Source organism: Bacteroidota bacterium, assembly GCA_016213405.1.
In the GTDB taxonomy this organism is placed as follows: Bacteria; Bacteroidota; Bacteroidia; order Palsa-948; family Palsa-948; genus Palsa-948.
The window spans coordinates 37994-56182 of the sequence record JACRAM010000066.1 but is presented as its reverse complement, the minus strand read 5'-3'; the positions used below and the strand labels follow the sequence as shown (position 1 = coordinate 56182).

The following is an 18189-nucleotide window of genomic DNA, read 5'->3' as shown; positions in this document are numbered from 1 at the left end:
TTGCAAAAGAAGGTTACTACAGTTTATCGGCAAACTACAAACGATTAAAACTTTATGAAACCGCTGTATGCGTCTAAGCATGTACAGTGGTGTGAGAGGTGGCGAAGTTACTTTGTACCTTCGCTTCCTACTTTAATTTTATCTCCCTTCCCTTCGGAACTTTTCCCTCCCCCCCCGATGGGGGAGGTCAGGAGGGGGCTTGGTGGCTCTTGGGCTATACCCTCTCCATCTCCCCGTCCGCGTCCGTAATCTTCCCTTTCTCAATCGTTACAGCAATCTGCAAATCCTTGTAACCCGCCATCTGTATCGTAACCACATACTTCCCTTCGCGTAACTTCCTTATCTCATAATTCCCCTCCGTATTGGTCCTAGTAGTCATCGTTCGCGTTGCGCCTCGCGCATTCGTTCTGGTTCTGTGCAAAGGAGCATTAACGCTTACCAGCGCCCCCTCAAGCCCTGCGCCCGTAAGTTTATCCTTTATAGTCCCCTTCACACCGCTTCCGCCTCTGCCGCTGTCCACTATAATCCGCGCATTCTTATAGATTTTCCAAAAAGTCTCCTGGCTCGTTTTCAACGTGTCCATCAGCCCATCCATAATCTTAAGCGGCTCATCCATTTCCTTCAGCAATCTCTTCAGCGCCTCCGTAGCGCTCTTGCTGATATTCAGAGCCACCCTCGGCTTCGGTATCATCACCTCGTAGGCGGCAATCGCTCCGTTCAGCGCGTTCACTTCAGTAACTGTTATATTATAAGGTCCCAGCAAACCAATAATCAAGAGAACCTCATCCCTCACAATTTTCAATCGGTCAAGAGTAACCGTATCCCTCACTTTGTCTAATTCCGTACGGCTGTAATCAATTTTTTTCAGAAGCTCGTTGTTCTTGTTCGCCCTTGCAAACGCCTTCATCCCGCCTATCACAGGCAGCGCCTTCTTAATCGCATCCTGTTTTTTGTCTCCCTTGTCAATCGGTATCCCCCTCCGATCCTGTTCCTGTATCCCACGCACACTCTGTATCGCTGCAATGTTGTTTCCAAATCCGCTCACAACAGTAACCATGGCGGGTATCCCGCTCCACAAACCGCTGTTGTCATTCATCACCTTCTGCGTGGCAAGCGCCATGCTCAGCTTATCTTCTTGTTCGTCTTTCATCTTTTTAATTGTTAATTCTTTTGATTGTTTAATAGCTCACATCCAAACATCATGCCACAAAACCCAATCCCTCTGACTTCCCGCTCAATTCCTATTCCACTCCGCTCGATTCCTACACCCTTCCATTCGATTCCGATACCCCTCCGCCCGATTCCTACACCCCTCCGTTCGATTCCTATACACTTCCATTCGATTCCTACACACTCCCTCCCGATTCCTACACACTCCCTCCCGATTCCTACACACTCCCTCCCGATTCCTACACACTCCCTCCCGATTCCTACACACTCCCTCCCGATTCCTACACACTCCCTCCCGATTCCTATGCCCTCCCACCCAATTCGTAGTTCCCAAATACTCATATCTTTGAACTTCTATAATTTCTTATGGCAAAAAAATCTTCTCCGAAAGGAGTCCTTCGGACCTCCATTTTAACTCCTGCCGCGTTAGAGTTTCTCCGCAATTATATCAACACACCCTCTCCCACCGGCTTTGAATGCCGTTTGCCTCATGGCGGAAAAACCGGTCAGCAATTGTGGGTGGAGTACATGAAACAATACTCCGATGATTTTTTTGTGGATACCTACGGCACCGCAGTGGGCATCATCAATCCGAAAGAAGAATATAAAATTGTGATTGAAGCCCATGCCGATGAAATATCCTGGTTCGTGCATTACATCACCAAAGACGGATTCATTTATCTCAAGCGCAATGGCGGAAGCGACCATCAGATTGCTCCTTCCAAGCGCGTGAACATTCACACCGAAAAAGGAATAGTACGCGCGGTGTTCGGATGGCCCGCCATCCATGTGCGCGAGCCGGGCAAGGAAGAAAATCCTTCACAGAAAAATCTTTTTCTCGATTGCGGAGTTAAATCGGATAAGGAATTGGAGAAACTCGGAGTGCATGTGGGATGCGTGGTAACTTATCCCGATGAATTCATGGTGCTGAACAATAATTTTTATGTCGGTCGTGCGCTCGATAACCGGATGGGCGGATTTATGATTGCACAGGTTGCCAGATTGATAAAAGAAAACAAAACAAAACTCCCTTTCGGATTATATAGTGTAAATTCGGTTCAGGAAGAAGTGGGCTTGAACGGAGCCAAGATGATTGCCAGCAACATTAAGCCCGCTGCCGCTCTCATCACCGATGTTACGCATGACACGCAGACACCGATGATGAACAAAATTCAGCAAGGCAATGTTGCCTGCGGAAAAGGTCCCGCGCTTACCTACGGTCCTGCGGTGCACAACAAATTTCTCGACCAGATAATTCAAACCGCAAGCAAGAATAAAATCCCATTCCAGCGCGAAGTGGTTTCGCGTTCCACCGGAACAGATACCGATGCCTTTGCCTATTCAGGAAGCGGAATTGCATCGGCACTGATTTCACTTCCGCTTCGTTACATGCACACCACGGTGGAATCAGTTCACAAAGAGGATGTGGAAAGCGTAATCAAACTTATTTATGAAACGCTGCGGGGCATCAAGCGAAATCAGAAGTTCAACTACTTGTAAACAAGGGAATGATGGAATAGCGGAATGATGGGCTGTTTCCATTCTTCCATTCTTCCATTCTTCCATTCTTCCAACATTCCAACATTCCATTTTTATTTTTTGCCCTCTGAATTTTATATTTACATTTGTACAGACAATAATTAAATCATCATGCTGAAAAAAATATTTTTGTTTACTGTTTACTGTTTGCTGTTTACTGTTTTTCTTTCTTCCTGCGGAAACGGAAATAACGATCAGCAAACTTCTTCTACAGATACCGCCACTGCTTCCTCTGCCAATGATACAGGAAAAGTGGATGATCTCACTCAGTTCAAATATGACAAACTCATCAGCAACATTCCAATCCCGTTTGATATTTTGCGTGTTCATGCTGAAGTGCCCTTGATATATAATGCTGGTGCAGTAAATCCAACTTCCAATCTTCCTTATTATTCGTCCAGTATTTCCAAAGCGCTGAATCTCGGAATTTACGGTGGAGATTTAGCGTACAGCATCACGTATGAAAAATTTGAAGACATGGGGAAATACCTGAAGTGCGCGAAAAAACTGGCAGATGATTTAGGAATTCCGCTTGCGTTTGACCAGCAGGCGCTTGGCACGTACAAAAAATACGGAACGAATAAAGACAGTCTTGAAAAAATTGTGTTTGCTTCTTACAGCGAAGTGGATAATACATTGAAATCAAACGAGCGCATAGGACTTGCTTCATTGGTGGTCACGGGCGGATGGCTGGAAGGAATATACGCCACGCTTACTTCGCTCGGCACCATTCCGCGCACCGAAAAATCCCAGGTGCTTTACAAAAAAATATGGGAGCAGAAAAATCATCTCAACATGATTATTGAACTTCTTTCGCAGTTCAATGAGGATGTGAATTATGTTTCTCTGGTTACTGACCTCAATGGAATAAAATCCATTTATGACGGGCTTTCTGTAAAGTCCGACATCAACGAAACAGAAGTTGCATCTCTGGCGCAAAAAGTCGGGGAAGTAAGAGCGAAAATAATCGCGCATTAATTTTTTCTTCCCTACGAATAACGAATTACGAATGATGAATAGAGTTATTCTATTTTGTACATTCGTAATTCGTTATAATTCGTAATTAGCAGGAGATGGCACTTCTCGGAAATATAATCAAGCAGGCAATCGGGCTTAGCAAAGCAATGCCGCGTTCACCCAAAAATGGTTTTCGCATTCAGCAGCGTACTTTGAGAAGGTTGCTTTCCAGGGCTGAGTACACCGCTTTTGGCGAACAATACAATTTTTCAAAAATCCTGAATGAAAAAGAATTGGTGCAGGCGTTTCAAAGTTCTGTACCTACGCATGACTATAATAAAATTTTCCGCAGATGGTGGTATCGTTCGCTGAACGGAGAGCCGTTCATTTGCTGGCCCGGAAAAGTAAAATACTTTGCATTGAGTTCCGGCACTTCGGAAGCATCGAGCAAGCAGATTCCTGTTACGAAGGATATGATTCGCGCCATACGAAGGGCGAGCATGAAACAACTTCTCGCTCTGTCGTATTACAATCTTCCGAAAGAACATTTTGAAAGAGGAATTCTCATGCTTGGAGGAAGCACCCACCTGAACTTTAATGGAACTTATTTTGAAGGAGACCTCAGCGGAATTACAGGAAGCAACCTTCCCTTCTGGTTTCAGCATTTTTATAAACCCGGCAGACGGATTTCCCGAGAGCGAGACTGGAACGCAAAACTGGAAGAGATTGTTCTCTCAGCGAAGAGCTGGGATTTGTCAACTATCTGCGGAGTTCCCGCCTGGGTAACCATTCTGTTCGAGCGCATCATCGAACATTATAAAGTAAAAACCATTCACGACATCTGGCCCAACCTGAATATTTATGTTCATGGAGGAGTTGCGCTTTCGCCTTACAAAAAAGGTTTTGAAAAACTAACCGCCCGTCCGCTCATCTTTATGGAAACATATTTAGCCAGTGAAGGATTTATTGCCTACGATGATAATCCGAATCGCGAAGGAATGAGAATGGTGCTGGATAATGGAATTTTTTTTGAATTTATTCCATTCAATGAAAATAATTTCGGAGCGGATGGAAATCTTAAAGAAAATCCTGAAACACTTTCCATTGGAGAAGTGGGAGAAGGTGTTGAGTATGCCCTGCTGCTGTCCAACTGTTCCGGTGCATGGAGATATTTGATTGGCGACACAATAAAATTTACTTCGCTGAAGAACCAGGAAATAATCATTACCGGAAGAACAAAGCATTTTCTGAGTTTATGCGGAGAGCATCTTTCTCAGGACAACATGAACCGTGCGATTGAACTCGTATCGCACGATTTGAACATTGAGATAAAAGAATTTTCTGTTGTGGGAATTCCATACGGCTCGCTCTTCGCCCATAAATGGTATATCGGAACAGATGATGTTGCCGATAAAAAAATCCTGAAAGAAAAACTTGACGAATATTTAAAAACGCTGAACGATGATTATCGTGTTGAACGAATAGCCGCGCTGAAAGATGTGATTGTGGAAATACTTCCTTCCTCTGTATTTTATGAATACATGGAGAAGAAAGGAAAAATGGGGGCTCAAAATAAATTTCCCCGCGTGATGAAAAACAAGCACCTTGCAGAGTGGGAAGAATTTCTGAAACAAAAACATGCAGTTAAAATTTAGTTTATGTAATGTTTAATTCGTTAACAAATGCAATTTTAGATGGAATATTATTGGGATTTACACTCGCAATTCTTACTGGTCCTGCCTTTTTTGCGCTTCTGCAGACGAGCATACGCAACGGATACAAATCAGGAATAGCTTTCGCCATAGGTGTTTTTATTAGTGATACAATAATTATTTCGCTTTCTTATCTCGGTGCCCTTCGACTTTTCAATGATCCGAAAAATAATTTCATCATAGGAATTATTGGCGGAACCATTCTCATTATGTTTGGCATTTTTAATACGTTTCAAAAACATCCACTTGAAATGGAAACACGAGAGGGAGATATGGAAAAACTTCTTTCGAAAAAAACTACTTTACCTATGATCGCTCTCAAAGGATTTGCTATTAACCTCATTAATCCTTTTGTGATAATTTTTTGGCTTGGGGTTGTTGGTACAGTAAGCACACATTCTGATTTTTCTCAATTCGATATTATTACTCTTTTTGCTACAACGCTTCTTACAGTTCTCGGAACAGATATTTTGAAAGCAATAGGTGCAAATAAAATCACTAGTTTCCTAAGTCCGAACATTCTTCACTGGATCAACCGCATTGCGGGAATCATTCTGGTAATTTCAGGAATAATTATGATTGGAAGAGTTGTAAAGGCATTTCTCTAAAGAGAACAGTAATTAAGGATTAGGGAGTTGGATTTTTTTTACCGCCAACGACCAACTATTTTTTTTCTTTCTCTTGCGGAACATCTGATACTATCCTGTTCGTTCGGTTTGCCACTTCCCAGGCAGTGTAGAAAACCAATTGCGCCCGTTTAGCCAGCAAATCAAAATTTATTTTTGAAACCTCATCTGTTTCCTGGTGGTAATCTTCGTGCGTGCCGTTGAAATAAAAAATAATGGGTACTCCTTTCTCTGCGAAATTGTAGTGGTCAGAACGGTAATAAAAACGGTTCGGGTCGTTAAGGTCGTTGTATTTGTAATCAAGCTTCAGTTTTGTGTAGGTTGAATTTGCATTTTCATTTATCCTGTGAAGGTCAGTGCTGATTTTATCGGAGCCGATGATGTATAAATAATTAATGCTGTCTTTGTGGCTGTCATCTGTTCTGCCAATCATATCAATGTTCAGGTCGCAGACGGTGTTCGCTATAGGAAAAACCGGGTTGTCAGTATAGTAGGATGAGCCAAGCAATCCCTTTTCTTCGCCCGCGACTGTCATGAATACCATTGTGCGTTTGGGGGTGAAGCCTGCTTCTTTCGCCAAAGAAAATGCTTCAGCAATTTCCATAACACCCACCGTTCCCGAGCCGTCATCATCCGCACCGTTAAAAACTTTTCCGTCACGCACCCCCAAATGGTCGTAATGAGCGGTGACAAAAACAACTTCATCTTTGAACTCGTTTCCCTGAATCATTCCCAGAACATTTTCTGAATAGATTTTATCCTCCCTGTTTTTGATTTCAATTTCAAAATAATTTTTTATTTCAAAGGAAAGTGGTTGTTTTGAAGTGCGGATTTTGTTCTTGATGTCATCCACATTCATTTTTTCTGAAGAGAGAATTTCATTTGCGGTTTGGATGGAAAGCCCGATTTGTGGAATTTTTTTTCTTTCTTCTTTTTTGTCAGATAGTTTCTCTTCGGATTTATCAGAGTTCAGTTTTAAAGTGGGAGATTCCAGAAAATTTTTCAGGAATTGTATGTTTGCTTCAAAGTTCATGTTAATGACCACAAGTGCGCTGGCTCCCTTGCTTTTCGCGAAGCGGGATTTTTTCCGGAAGTCACTGGTCCAGTCGGAAAGTTCTTTTGTGCCTGTCAGGAAAGAAATGGAATCCTCACGGATTGGCTCTCCACCAAGCACAAGCAGAATTTTATCTTTCACATCTGCGTTTTTGTAATCATCATATTTTTTATCTGAAATGCCATATCCGAGAAAAAGAATACTCTTCGATTCAAGGTTCAAATCATGCCCTAAAGGAAAAACATAAAAGTCGTTGTAGTTTTCATATTTTTTTCCTCCTATTTTCAAATCTGCACCTTCAGGAGTATTGAGTGTAAGCGGAAATTTCTGGAGATAAGTTGAATCGGTAACGGATTTCAATCCGATCTTTTTGAAATCATCTGCAATGTATTTTGCCGCTTTCTTTTGTCCTTCCTTTCCCGTTTCACGTCCTTCATATTCATCTGAGGCGAGAATAGAAAGATGTTTCTTCGCGTCTTCTGCAGTAATCGTTTGCGCGAACTTCATTGCGGTTTTGTCCAGTGATTGAGAAAGAAGTCCCTTCCCTGAAGGGATAAGAAAAAGAAGAATCACCATCCCTAAAGTGAAAAAACACCCAAAAAATTCTTTGCATGCAAAGGGGAAGATCGTTTTCCAGCTTCCTTTAGGTAAGGGGCAGATGGTTTTTCTCGTGTACATATATATAAGGTACAAACCTAACAAATATTTCTTTTTTCTATCTTTACAACGATGAAACAAGTTCAGCGACAACTCATCAATCTTCAAATTTAAAATAATGACAACCCACACAGAGCCAATCAATAAACTTCAGGAACTTCATAAAAATGGTTTTCCGGATTTTCTTCCTTTAAATGGAACCGATTACGTAGAATTTTATGTAGGCAATGCAAAGCAGTCGGCTTATTACTACCAATCGGCATGGGGATTTGAACTCGTGGCTTACGCTGGATTGGAAACAGGCGTGAAAGACCGCGCTTCGTATGTGCTTCAGCAGGGAAAAATCCGATTAGTGCTCACTACTTCCTTTGACCCGAACAGCGAAATCACCAAGCATGTTGCAACCCATGGCGATGGAGTGAAAGTGCTTGCGCTATGGGTGGATGATGCCGAAAAATCTTTTAACGAAACAGTGAAGCGCGGAGCAAAACCATTTTCTCCTCCGCAAACAATGAAGGACGAATTCGGAGAAGTGAAAGTTGCCAGTATTCATACTTATGGTGAAACCCTGCACACATTCGTTGAAAGAAAAAATTATAAAGGAGCATTTCTTCCGGGATATAAACCCGCGAAATCAATTTTGAAAACTTCTCCTGTCGGATTGAAAGTGGTGGATCATTGCGTGGGAAATGTTGAACTCGGACAAATGAACGAGTGGGTGAAATTTTATGAAGAGGCAATGGGCTTCAAACTTCTCATCACGTTTGATGATAAAGATATTTCTACAGAATTCACCGCACTGATGAGCAAAGTGGTTTCAAACGGAAACGGCTATGTGAAATTCCCCATCAACGAGCCCGCAAAAGGAAAAAAGAAATCTCAGATTGATGAGTACCTTGAGTTTTATAAAGGTTCGGGCGTGCAGCACATTGCACTTCTCACGGAAGATATTATTTCAACCGTAACCGAACTTCGCAAACGCGGAGTGGATTTCCTCTATGTACCCGAAACCTATTATGACGATTTATTCGCGCGCGTGGGAAAAATTGACGAAGACGTTGAACAGATAAAAAAACTAAACATTCTCGTTGACCGTGATGAAGAAGGATATTTGCTTCAGCTATTCACAAAACCGGTGGAAGATCGCCCAACAGTTTTTTATGAGATCATTCAGCGCAAAGGAGCGAAAAGTTTCGGCAAAGGAAATTTCAAAGCATTGTTTGAGGCGATTGAAAGAGAACAGGAACAAAGAGGAACTTTGTAAGTTTGCATAATATTTCATAATCACCAATCATAATCAAAATGAAAAAATTTATTTTACCCTTTACCGGCATCCTATTTCTTCTTGTGTCTTGCGGACCAACGAAGGATGATGCCATAACTTTTAACGACCGCATAGTCTCTATTCAGAAAATGTGCCTCGCTGCGGAGGGAAGTTTTTATGATATATGCGATAAATTAAATACTGACGATATAAAGAAAGCTTTAGCGGATTTCAAAAGCAATGTAACTGCCTGCGCGGAAAAGGTTGAGAAAACAGAAGCGCACAAGGATTTTGATGCGTATAAACAGAGTGCCGTTAATTTAATAAAGGCGTATAAAGGCATGCTGGATGTGGAGTTTACAGAATACGCGCGGCTTTACAGCATCCCCAGCGAAGAATATAGCGCAGAAGATGAGGCGAAACAAAAAGAACTTGCCGCCAAAATAAATACTTCACTTGACTTGCTTAATAAAAACTTCATTGCCGAGCAGGAAAGGTTTGCGGATAAATGGGGATTTACTTTGGAAAAAAAGATGTATTAATTTTTTCACGTTTAGCAAAAATATTTTTAATGCACGCAGCGCAGAATTATATATACATTGTTTTTGCTGTAATCTATATTATTTACAGCATTATCAAAGCTGGAAAAAAAGTAACAAAAAATCGTCCAACCACCATTCCTAATTCATCTTCTCAAAAGAAAGACGAGTTCAAGCCCGTTCAGCCGCCAGAAGCATCTCCCATTCCGAATCATGGAGATGATATGAAAAAAATGCTGGAAGATTTGCTGGGAAGAAATCCTGAAGTAAAAATTCCTGAGAAGCATCCTGATAGCTATCGGGACAAAGTAAAGCATCAGCCAGTTTCCATAAAACCACAGCCCTCAAAAATTACTACACATTCTATAAAAGAAAAAACAATTCCATCTCACGTCCCTTCAAAAACCCACAAGACAGCAGCACAATCTTTTTTAACAGGAGAACAACTTGCTTCTTCAAAGAAAGTTTTTTTGGAATCTGAAGCGGAAGAAGAATCGGTAGTTGATTTTGATATTCGTCAGGCGATTATCTATTCTGAAATCCTGAAGAGACCACAGTACTAAAAAGCCTCTCCCTAACCCTCTCCCAAGGAGAGGGAACCAATATGCAAATCCATTCACATAGAAATTATTTTTTTCTTTTTCTCATTTTGATATTCTCCCTTCCCTTGGGGAAGGGCAGGGGATGGGCACAGTCTTATAATTTCAAAAATTATTCTGCCGAACAGGGACTTCCGTATGTGCAGGTGTATGCGATTTTTCAGGACAGCAAAGGAAATTTATGGACGGGTGGTTATGGAGGGCTCAGTAAGTTTGACGGAAAAACGTTCACCAACTATTCTCCGAAAAATGGTTTGGCAAACCATTGGGTGACTTCGATTGCGGAAGATGCACAGGGAAATATCTGGATAGGAACTATCAGCGGACTGACGAAGTACGATGGAAAATCATTTACAACCTTTACCAAATCGCACGGGCTTTCAGGAGATTACATTAATTCTTTGACCGCTGACAAAAACGGAAACCTCTGGATTGCAACAACAAATGGAATTACGATTTACGATGGAAAAAGTTTTTCATCGCTCACGAAAAAAAACGGATTAAGTTCTGATAATATTTCCCTGATTTACGCGGATAGAAATGGAAATCTTTGGATGAACACGGACAGCGGTGTGAGTAAAATAGTTTTCACGAATAAAAACCAACAAGACAAATCGTTTGATAATTATTCCATCGTGAACGGAATTTACGATTCAACCATTACTTCCATTACCGAAGACGGAAACGGAAATTTATGGTTTGGAACAAATAATGGAGTTGTGAAATATGACGGAGTGAAAGCAACAATTTTCACAACTCAGAACGGATTGTCAGACAACGCGATTCAGGCTGTGATAAAAGACGAACATACCAATGATGTTTGGGTTGGAACGCTGAAAGGGCTGAATAAGATTGCTGAAGACGAGAAAATTTCTGCCTTCCGCGTGAGCAGTGTGCAGAACGGCAATAAAGTCGGAAAGCTTTTTGTAGATGAAGAAGGAAACCTCTGGCTCGGAACTTCCAACGGGCTTTACCGGTTCAGAGACCCATCGCTCGCCACTTTTTCAGATAAAGATGGATTGATTAATCCTTTCATCTTCCCGATTTTCCGAGATCATAAAAAAAATCTTTGGGTGGGAACTTTTGAGAACGGATTCTATAAATACGATGAGAAAATATTTAAAAATTTTACTGAATCGGATGGACTTATCGGAACGCAGATGAATGCAGGAATTGAGGACAAAGAAGGATTTATTCTGATGGGAACAAATAAAGGATTATCCATTTATAATGGAAATGGATTTAAAAATTTTCATGGAAGAAAAGATGGCTTGCATGGCGATTCAGTCACTTCAATTATTCAGGATAGGAAAGGAAGAATTTGGCTAGGTGGAAATAAAGGAGGAACGATTTTTTCCAATGGAAAATTCAAAACATTTGATTTTGAATCGGGCGGGCAAAACTTTGATGTATGGTATGAGTTTGAAGACAGCAAGGGAAATATCTGGTTCGGAACCTATCTGGGAGGAGTTTTCAGGTACAACCCGAAAAATGACATGGGCTCAGTCGAAAAAGCAACGGAAGACATGACAAAAAAACTAAACCTGAAAAGCAAAACGTATCTCGCCATTGATGAAGGCCGTGATGGAAATATTTATATCGGAAGTTTTGACGGGGTTTACATTTACAATACGGAGTCAGGCAACATTTCAAACATCAGTGAGAAAGACGGATTGAGTTCTGATTTGATTTATGTGATGGCGTTTGATTCCTCCTATGAAAATCTGTACATCGGCACCAATCAGGGCGTAAATAAATTTGACGCGAAAGAATATGCAAAGTCAGGAAAAATAATTCTGAAACAATATGGACAGGAAGAAGGCTTTTCCAGCCTGGAAACCAATTCGAACGGAATCTGGCGCGATGATGACGGAACACTCTGGTTCGGCACGGTGAACGGGCTCATTCATTTTAATCCGTATTCGCTTCATCACAATCACATTGAATCCAAGACAAGCATTACGAACATCCGCATATTTTATAATGATACAATTCTTCCTGACAATTCAGAACTCCCGTATTATCTAAACAACATTTCTTTTGAGTATATCGGCATTTGCCTGACGAATCCTGAAAAAGTAAGATATAAATTTCGTTTGGAAGGAATTGACAAAATCTGGTCGCCCGAAACAAAAGAAACCAGCGCCCGCTATCCGAATCTTTCTCCGGGAAAATATGTTTTTAAAGTGATGAGTTGCAATAACGAAGGATTGTGGAATAAAGAGCCGGCAGTTTTTTCTTTTGTAATTCTTCCGCCTGTATGGAAAACATGGTGGTTCAGAATTTCCATGTCGGTAGCGGCACTTATTCTCATTGTGATTTTTTCACGCGTTCGCGCAGAAGCCATCCGTAGAAAAGAAGGAGAGAAACTTTCACGCGAAATTCAACTCGCGAACAACGAACTCAAGGCATTGCGCGCGCAGATGGACCCGCATTTTATTTTTAATTCGCTCAGCTCCATTCAGAGTTTTATTATGACCAAGGATGAAGATTCCGCGCTTCGCTATCTCAGCAAATTTGCAAAGCTCATGCGCATGATACTTTCCAACAGCGAAAAATCTTCCATCACGCTTTGCGAAGAAATCGATTCATTGAAATTATACATGGAACTGGAAGCGCTCAGGTGGGACAACAAATTTGACTATTCAGTGGAAGTGGATTCAAAAGTGGAATTGGACGACTATAAAATACCTACCATGCTCATTCAGCCCTATGTAGAAAACGCCATCATTCACGGAGTGATTCCGAAAACCGATGGAAAAGGAAAAATTGAAGTCAGCTTCTCCCAAACCGACACACATATAATATGTATGATTCAGGATAACGGAATCGGTAGAAAAAAATCTCAGGAGTTCAGAACAAAAACAAATGAATCATTGCACGAATCCATGGGAATGAAAATAACGAACGAACGCCTGGAGGTGCTGAATAAAATTCACCATTCAAACCTCAGCGCTAATTTAATTGACATGGAAGATGAAAAAGGAAATGGACTCGGAACAAAAGTGAAAATATTTATTCCGATTTAATTTCAAATAGTACTTTTGAATAATGATTAAGGCAGTTATTGTAGAAGATGAAAAGAAAAGCAGGGAGGCTCTAGCGCATCTGCTTCAGAAAAATTGCCCGGACATTTCTATCATCGGTGTTGCAGAAACCGTGAAAGAAGGAATTGAAGTTGTCCACAATCAGAAACCCGAACTTATTTTTCTGGATGTAATGCTCCCCGATGGAAGCGGATTTGATGTGCTGGAAAAGGTCAACGACTTAAAGTTTGATGTCATCTTCGCCACGGCTTCAGAAAAATTTGCAGTGAAGGCAATCAGGTACAGCGCGCTGGATTATCTTCTCAAGCCGATTGATGAGGAAGAACTGAAAACCGCTGTGAAAAAAGTGACCGACAGAAAAAGCAACACTTTTTCAGAACAGAACATGGCAGCGCTTCTTGAAAACATAAAAAAAAGCGATGAGCAATTCAGTAAAATCACTTTGCCGACCGGCAATGTATTCGAAGTGGTGTTGGTGAAAGACATTATTCGTTGCGAAGCCAATGATAATTACACCAATGTTTATCTCGCAGATCCGACAAAAAGTAAGGATTCAGAATTTTATCGGAGCGGGAAAAAATTTCTTGTATCGGGAACGCTCAAGCATTATGAAGAACTGCTTCCTGAAAAAGATTTTATCCGCGTGCATCATTCTCACCTTATTAATAAGGAACACATGATCCGCTTTCTCAAAGAAGATGGCGGATATGCCGTGATGAGCGATGGTACCAAAGTGGAAGTTTCAAGAAGAAAGAGAGAAGAGTTTCTAAAAAAATTGAAATAGAAAAAATGTCATACTGAATCCCTGAAGAGGTTTTTTCCCCTTTAGGTAGGGGTATTGCTCTGGATAGTATACCACTTACTAAAAAAATCCTACCACTTACTAAATTTCCCTAACAACTTCTGAAAAGGGAGCGTACATTTGCTTGTGAAAGAATAAAAGCTGCATCAATGGGAACTTCAAAAAAAAATATAATGAGCGCGAAATGGCGCGTTTCGCGCCAAGGAGCCAAAAAAATATTTGGTGATGACATTTATTTATTTATACATTTGCCCGCTCTTTATTTAACCGCCATTCTCTTTCCCCATGTCCCCGATCGAGAAGGCACAAATTTTTTAGAATTGAAATTGAATCGCCAGATATTCAATCCATGCCTTTTTCATAGCGGGCATTTTACTTTTTTACAAACTTCAGAACTTAATCTTTTAAACATTTAGAATATGCTTAAAAAATTCTACGCTGCTTTATTAGTGGCACTTACCGCAGGCACAGTTGCCATGGCGCAATCAGGAACCCTGAAAGGAAAAGTGGTGGATGAAGGAAACGGAGAAGGCATTTCCTTTGCCAACGTTCAACTGGAACAAGGCGGAAACGCGGTGGCGAAAACCATTGCCGACATTGATGGCAACTTCACCATCAAACCCCTTCCCCCTGGGAAATACGACCTGAAGGCAGCTGCTGTTGGATTTCAAACCCTCATTATTGATGGGCTGATTATCGGAAGTGATAAAACCACCTATCAGGACATGAAGGTAAAAACCACTTCAAGCGAACTTCCTGAATTTGTGAAGATAGAATACACCGAACCTCTTATTGACCCGGATACAAAATCTGGCGGAACAGTTACCCGCGAGGAATTTCAGGCGATGCCTTCTAAAAACATTAACTCAGTTGCTGCAACAACTGCGGGCGTGTTTCAAAAAGATGAGGGTAGTAAGTTGAATGTTAGAGGCGGACGGTCCACTGATCCTAACAAAAATGATGTGAATGCAGGTGATTTATCAGGCACTGTTTATTATATTGACGGACAGAAAGTGCGCGGAACTGCGGGGCTTCCACAATCAAGTATCGAGCAGGTATCGGTTATTACAGGCGGGGTTCCTGCACAGTATGGCGATGCTACTGGCGGAGTCATAAACATTACCACGCGCGGAGGTATTCGCCCGGAATATTTTGGCGGAGTGGAATTAATTTCTTCACAGTTTACAGATGCCTATGGCTACAACTTTGCAGGATTAAATATTGGCGGCCCGTTGATGGCGAAGAAAGACAGCGCGGGCAATAAAAATGCAAAGGTTGGTTTCTTTTTATCAGGTGAAGTAACTTCTGAGAAAGATCCTAGCCCATCTGCCGTTGGCATATATAAAGTAAAGGACGATAAATTAAAAGAATTGGAAGAAAATCCTCTTAAACTTTCTGAATCAGGCGGCACATTATTAAATTCAGAATATTTGAGAATGGGTGATCTTGAGCATATTAAAGCCAGACAGAATGTGAAAAAGAACTCCTTCCGACTTGATGGAAAATTGGATTTTAAAGCAACTAATAATATTACACTCACAGTTGGCGGTTCTATGGACTATGGAAATTACCATGACTTTACACTTGAATACGCGTTGCTTAATCCATCAAACAATCCGCAATATATTTATAATACAAATAGGGTGTATGGAAAGCTGACTCATAAACTCGGTCATGCTGTTTCAAAGGATGATAAATCAACTTCTCTGATTCAAAATGCATACTACACCCTGCAGGTTGATTATACCAAATTCAAACAAACAAGACAAGATGATACTCATAAAGACAAATTGTTTAATTATGGCTATATCGGACAATTTATCACCCACAAGGTACCTCTGTATTCTAAAGTGATAGATACAACTGCAGCGCCAGGTATGGATACTATATATGAGCAAGTTGCATGGTCTGATACACTTGTTGATTTTTCCACAAGTACCTATGGAGATTTAAACCCACTCTCTTCTAACTTCACATCTCAATATTATGACCTTGTGCCAGGCAACCCCAAAACCCTTACTGACATTACTGCGGGTTATGGTCTTCAAAACGGAGAGCGTCCGCGTAATGTATATGGTATATGGTATAATTCGGGAAGACAGTACAACGGTTATTACAACATGGATAATTCCCAACTTCGTGTAACAGGCAACTTTTCTGCCGATGTAAAAAATCATGCAATACAAGTTGGTTTTGAATGGGAAAAAAGAGATGACAAATATTGGTCAGTAGCGCCAATCGGACTATGGGGCTTGATGAGGCAATTAGCAAACAAGCAGATTACACAACTTGATACCCTCCTTGTTCAGAATAATGACCCTTCTATTATGCTGACAAGCGGTTCCGTTATTAATCCTGCCTATCCTGTATATACCCATCCTTATATTGTTGATCTCGCATCTCAGTCACAGTTTGACAAATCATTGAGAAAAGAACTTGGCATTACTGATAATCAAAAATGGATTGATATTGATTCGTATGACCCCGGCACTTATTCCATTGATATGTTCAGCGCAGATGAACTCCTTAACGATGGATCTCCTTATGTTACTTATTATGGATATGATTACAAAGGAGAGAAACTTTCCGGCAAGTCCGCATTTGACATGGCTGCTCTGGAAAATTTCTACAAGGAAAAAGATGGCGATGGCAATCATGTTCGCACTATTCCATCCTTTCAGCCCGTTTATACTGCAGGGTATATACAAGATAAGTTTGACATCAAAGACATGAAAATAAATGTGGGCATTCGCATAGACCACTTTAATGCCAATCAGCCGGTGCTTGCAGATAAGTATCTTCTTAATGAAGCCTATACTATTTCAGAAGACAAATCTGTTTTCCCTGCTAATATGAGCAGTCATCCCGCCAATCTTCCTGCTGATGCTGTAGTATATGTGGATGACGCAAAAAATCCTACTGCAGTTCTTGGCTATCGCGCTGGAGACCAGTGGTACAATGCTCAGGGCGTTCTCATTTCTGATCCGGATGTTGTGATTGCTACGCCATCTTCTACCGGAACTATTCAGCCCATGTTAAAATATCCAAATGAGAAATTTTTGGATTCCTCAGCAGTGAATAAAGTATTTAAAATGTATGATGCACAAAATACATTTATGCCCCGCGTGGCATTTGCATTCCCCATTTCTGATAAGGCAAATTTCTTCGCGCATTATGATGTACTCGCCCAGCGTCCGCCCGCTTACCTTCGTTTTGACCCAACCGACTATCTTTATATACAAACAGTAGGCGGACTTCTTAACAATCCAGGGCTGAAACCTGAGCGCACCACCGACTATGAAGTGGGCTTTACCCAGGTGCTGGATGAACGGCAAACTTCTTCCCTCTCTCTTTCTGCCTTCTACCGCGAAATGCGCGATATGATTCAACAAATCAAACTTATTGATGCATACCCGAAATCATACAATACATTTGGCAACATTGATTTCGGAACTGTAAAAGGATTTACAGTGGCTTACGACCTGCGCAGAACAGGAGGCGTTCAGATGACTGCTTCCTATACGCTGCAGTTTGCAGAAGGAACCGGTTCAGCGTCTAACACTGCCGGTGGCATTCTTGAATCAGGTCAGCCCAACCTGCGTACCACCATGCCGTTGGATTTTGACCAGCGCCATGCCATTGTATTGAATGCCGATTATCGCTTTGGCAGCGGCAAGGACTATCGCGGTCCCAACGCCAAATGGGCAAAGATGATTTTTGAAAACTTTGGAGGCAACCTTGTGTTTCGTGCCGGATCAGGATTGCCCTATACCCGACAGAAAAATGTAACCAGTGGCAATGGCGATAACAGCAGCGCAGTATTATTCACTATTAATCAACGCACTTCCCTGAAAGGCAATATCAACGGCTCTAATCTTCCCTGGCAGAACCGCGTTGATTTGCGCCTTGACAAAAACATTCCGCTCAAATGGGGTGGAGAAGGAGACAAAGCCAGAATATCCAATCTGAATGTGTATGTGCTGGTGTTTAATGTGCTCAATACACAAAATGTAATGAACCTCTACCGTTACACAGGAGACCCAATGGATGACGGTTATCTTCAGGCGCCAGAAAATCAAAACAGCATAGCGGCAGCTACCGACCCGCAATCCTTTAAAGACCTTTATAATATAAAAATGGCTAATCCTACACATTACAGCATTCCAAGACGGATTCGCATAGGAATAACACTTGACTTTTAATGAAGATAGAATAAAGAACAT

At 41.4% G+C, this 18189-nt stretch carries 12 protein-coding genes; 10 read left to right on the top strand and 2 right to left on the bottom strand.

Annotated features, from left to right (window positions below; translation table 11 throughout):
* Positions 1 to 214: 214 nt before the first annotated feature.
* Positions 215 to 1150 carry a carboxypeptidase regulatory-like domain-containing protein gene (locus HY841_07845; GenBank protein MBI4930659.1) on the bottom strand — a complete coding sequence of 312 codons (936 nt, stop codon included), beginning with the start codon at positions 1148 to 1150 and terminating at the stop codon, positions 215 to 217.
* Between the two features lie 386 nt (positions 1151 to 1536).
* On the opposite strand from HY841_07845, the gene HY841_07840 reads away from it, so the two are divergent.
* The 4 genes from HY841_07840 (at position 1537) to HY841_07825 (ending at position 5986) form a co-directional block, all read left to right on the top strand.
* Complete coding sequence (locus tag HY841_07840; GenBank protein MBI4930658.1) at positions 1537 to 2670, top strand: M42 family metallopeptidase; 1134 nt, start codon at positions 1537 to 1539, stop codon at positions 2668 to 2670.
* A 150-nt stretch (positions 2671 to 2820) separates the two neighbouring features.
* The gene (locus HY841_07835) at positions 2821 to 3687 is read left to right on the top strand and encodes a hypothetical protein (protein MBI4930657.1); all 867 of its coding nucleotides are present in this window, start codon (positions 2821 to 2823) and stop codon (positions 3685 to 3687) included.
* A gap of 95 nt (positions 3688 to 3782) precedes the next feature.
* Positions 3783 to 5321: a GH3 auxin-responsive promoter family protein gene (locus tag HY841_07830; protein MBI4930656.1), complete on the top strand. Its 1539-nt coding sequence runs from the start codon at positions 3783 to 3785 to the stop codon at positions 5319 to 5321.
* 8 nt (positions 5322 to 5329) lie between these two features.
* Positions 5330 to 5986 (top strand): LysE family transporter, encoded by a 657-nt coding sequence (locus HY841_07825; protein MBI4930655.1) that lies wholly within the window; start codon positions 5330 to 5332, stop codon positions 5984 to 5986.
* Positions 5987 to 6041: 55 nt separating this feature from the next.
* Here HY841_07825 and HY841_07820 read toward each other — a convergent pair whose 3' ends face one another.
* On the bottom strand, positions 6042 to 7634 hold the full coding sequence (locus HY841_07820) for a M28 family peptidase (GenBank protein ID MBI4930654.1): 1593 nt from the start codon (positions 7632 to 7634) through the stop codon (positions 6042 to 6044).
* 199 nt (positions 7635 to 7833) lie between these two features.
* On the opposite strand from HY841_07820, the gene hppD reads away from it, so the two are divergent.
* The 6 genes from hppD (at position 7834) to HY841_07790 (ending at position 18168) form a co-directional block, all read left to right on the top strand.
* Positions 7834 to 8979, top strand: coding sequence for a 4-hydroxyphenylpyruvate dioxygenase (hppD, locus tag HY841_07815; GenBank protein ID MBI4930653.1), 1146 nt, complete (start codon positions 7834 to 7836; stop codon positions 8977 to 8979).
* Positions 8980 to 9017: 38 nt separating this feature from the next.
* Entirely contained in the window at positions 9018 to 9521 is a 504-nt protein-coding gene (locus HY841_07810; protein MBI4930652.1) for a hypothetical protein, read from the top strand.
* A gap of 29 nt (positions 9522 to 9550) precedes the next feature.
* On the top strand, positions 9551 to 10081 hold the full coding sequence (locus HY841_07805) for a hypothetical protein (GenBank protein ID MBI4930651.1): 531 nt from the start codon (positions 9551 to 9553) through the stop codon (positions 10079 to 10081).
* A gap of 41 nt (positions 10082 to 10122) precedes the next feature.
* Positions 10123 to 13146, top strand: a complete 3024-nt coding sequence (locus tag HY841_07800; GenBank protein MBI4930650.1) for a histidine kinase — start codon at positions 10123 to 10125, stop codon at positions 13144 to 13146.
* Positions 13147 to 13168: 22 nt separating this feature from the next.
* Complete coding sequence (locus HY841_07795; protein ID MBI4930649.1) at positions 13169 to 13948, top strand: response regulator transcription factor; 780 nt, start codon at positions 13169 to 13171, stop codon at positions 13946 to 13948.
* A gap of 437 nt (positions 13949 to 14385) precedes the next feature.
* Positions 14386 to 18168 (top strand): carboxypeptidase regulatory-like domain-containing protein, encoded by a 3783-nt coding sequence (locus tag HY841_07790; GenBank protein MBI4930648.1) that lies wholly within the window; start codon positions 14386 to 14388, stop codon positions 18166 to 18168.
* Positions 18169 to 18189: the final 21 nt, after the last annotated feature.

Excerpts from the sequence above, each read along its gene's own strand:
- HY841_07845 (MBI4930659.1), bottom strand. The coding sequence starts at position 1,150 with ATGAAAGACGAACAAGAAGATAAGCTGAGCATGGCGCTTGCCACGCAG.
- HY841_07840 (MBI4930658.1), top strand. The coding sequence starts at position 1,537 with ATGGCAAAAAAATCTTCTCCGAAAGGAGTCCTTCGGACCTCCATTTTA.
- HY841_07835 (MBI4930657.1), top strand. The coding sequence starts at position 2,821 with ATGCTGAAAAAAATATTTTTGTTTACTGTTTACTGTTTGCTGTTTACT.
- HY841_07830 (MBI4930656.1), top strand. The coding sequence starts at position 3,783 with ATGGCACTTCTCGGAAATATAATCAAGCAGGCAATCGGGCTTAGCAAA.
- HY841_07825 (MBI4930655.1), top strand. The coding sequence starts at position 5,330 with ATGTTTAATTCGTTAACAAATGCAATTTTAGATGGAATATTATTGGGA.
- HY841_07820 (MBI4930654.1), bottom strand. The coding sequence starts at position 7,634 with ATGGTGATTCTTCTTTTTCTTATCCCTTCAGGGAAGGGACTTCTTTCT.
- hppD (MBI4930653.1), top strand. The coding sequence starts at position 7,834 with ATGACAACCCACACAGAGCCAATCAATAAACTTCAGGAACTTCATAAA.
- HY841_07810 (MBI4930652.1), top strand. The coding sequence starts at position 9,018 with ATGAAAAAATTTATTTTACCCTTTACCGGCATCCTATTTCTTCTTGTG.
- HY841_07805 (MBI4930651.1), top strand. The coding sequence starts at position 9,551 with ATGCACGCAGCGCAGAATTATATATACATTGTTTTTGCTGTAATCTAT.
- HY841_07800 (MBI4930650.1), top strand. The coding sequence starts at position 10,123 with ATGCAAATCCATTCACATAGAAATTATTTTTTTCTTTTTCTCATTTTG.
- HY841_07795 (MBI4930649.1), top strand. The coding sequence starts at position 13,169 with ATGATTAAGGCAGTTATTGTAGAAGATGAAAAGAAAAGCAGGGAGGCT.
- HY841_07790 (MBI4930648.1), top strand. The coding sequence starts at position 14,386 with ATGCTTAAAAAATTCTACGCTGCTTTATTAGTGGCACTTACCGCAGGC.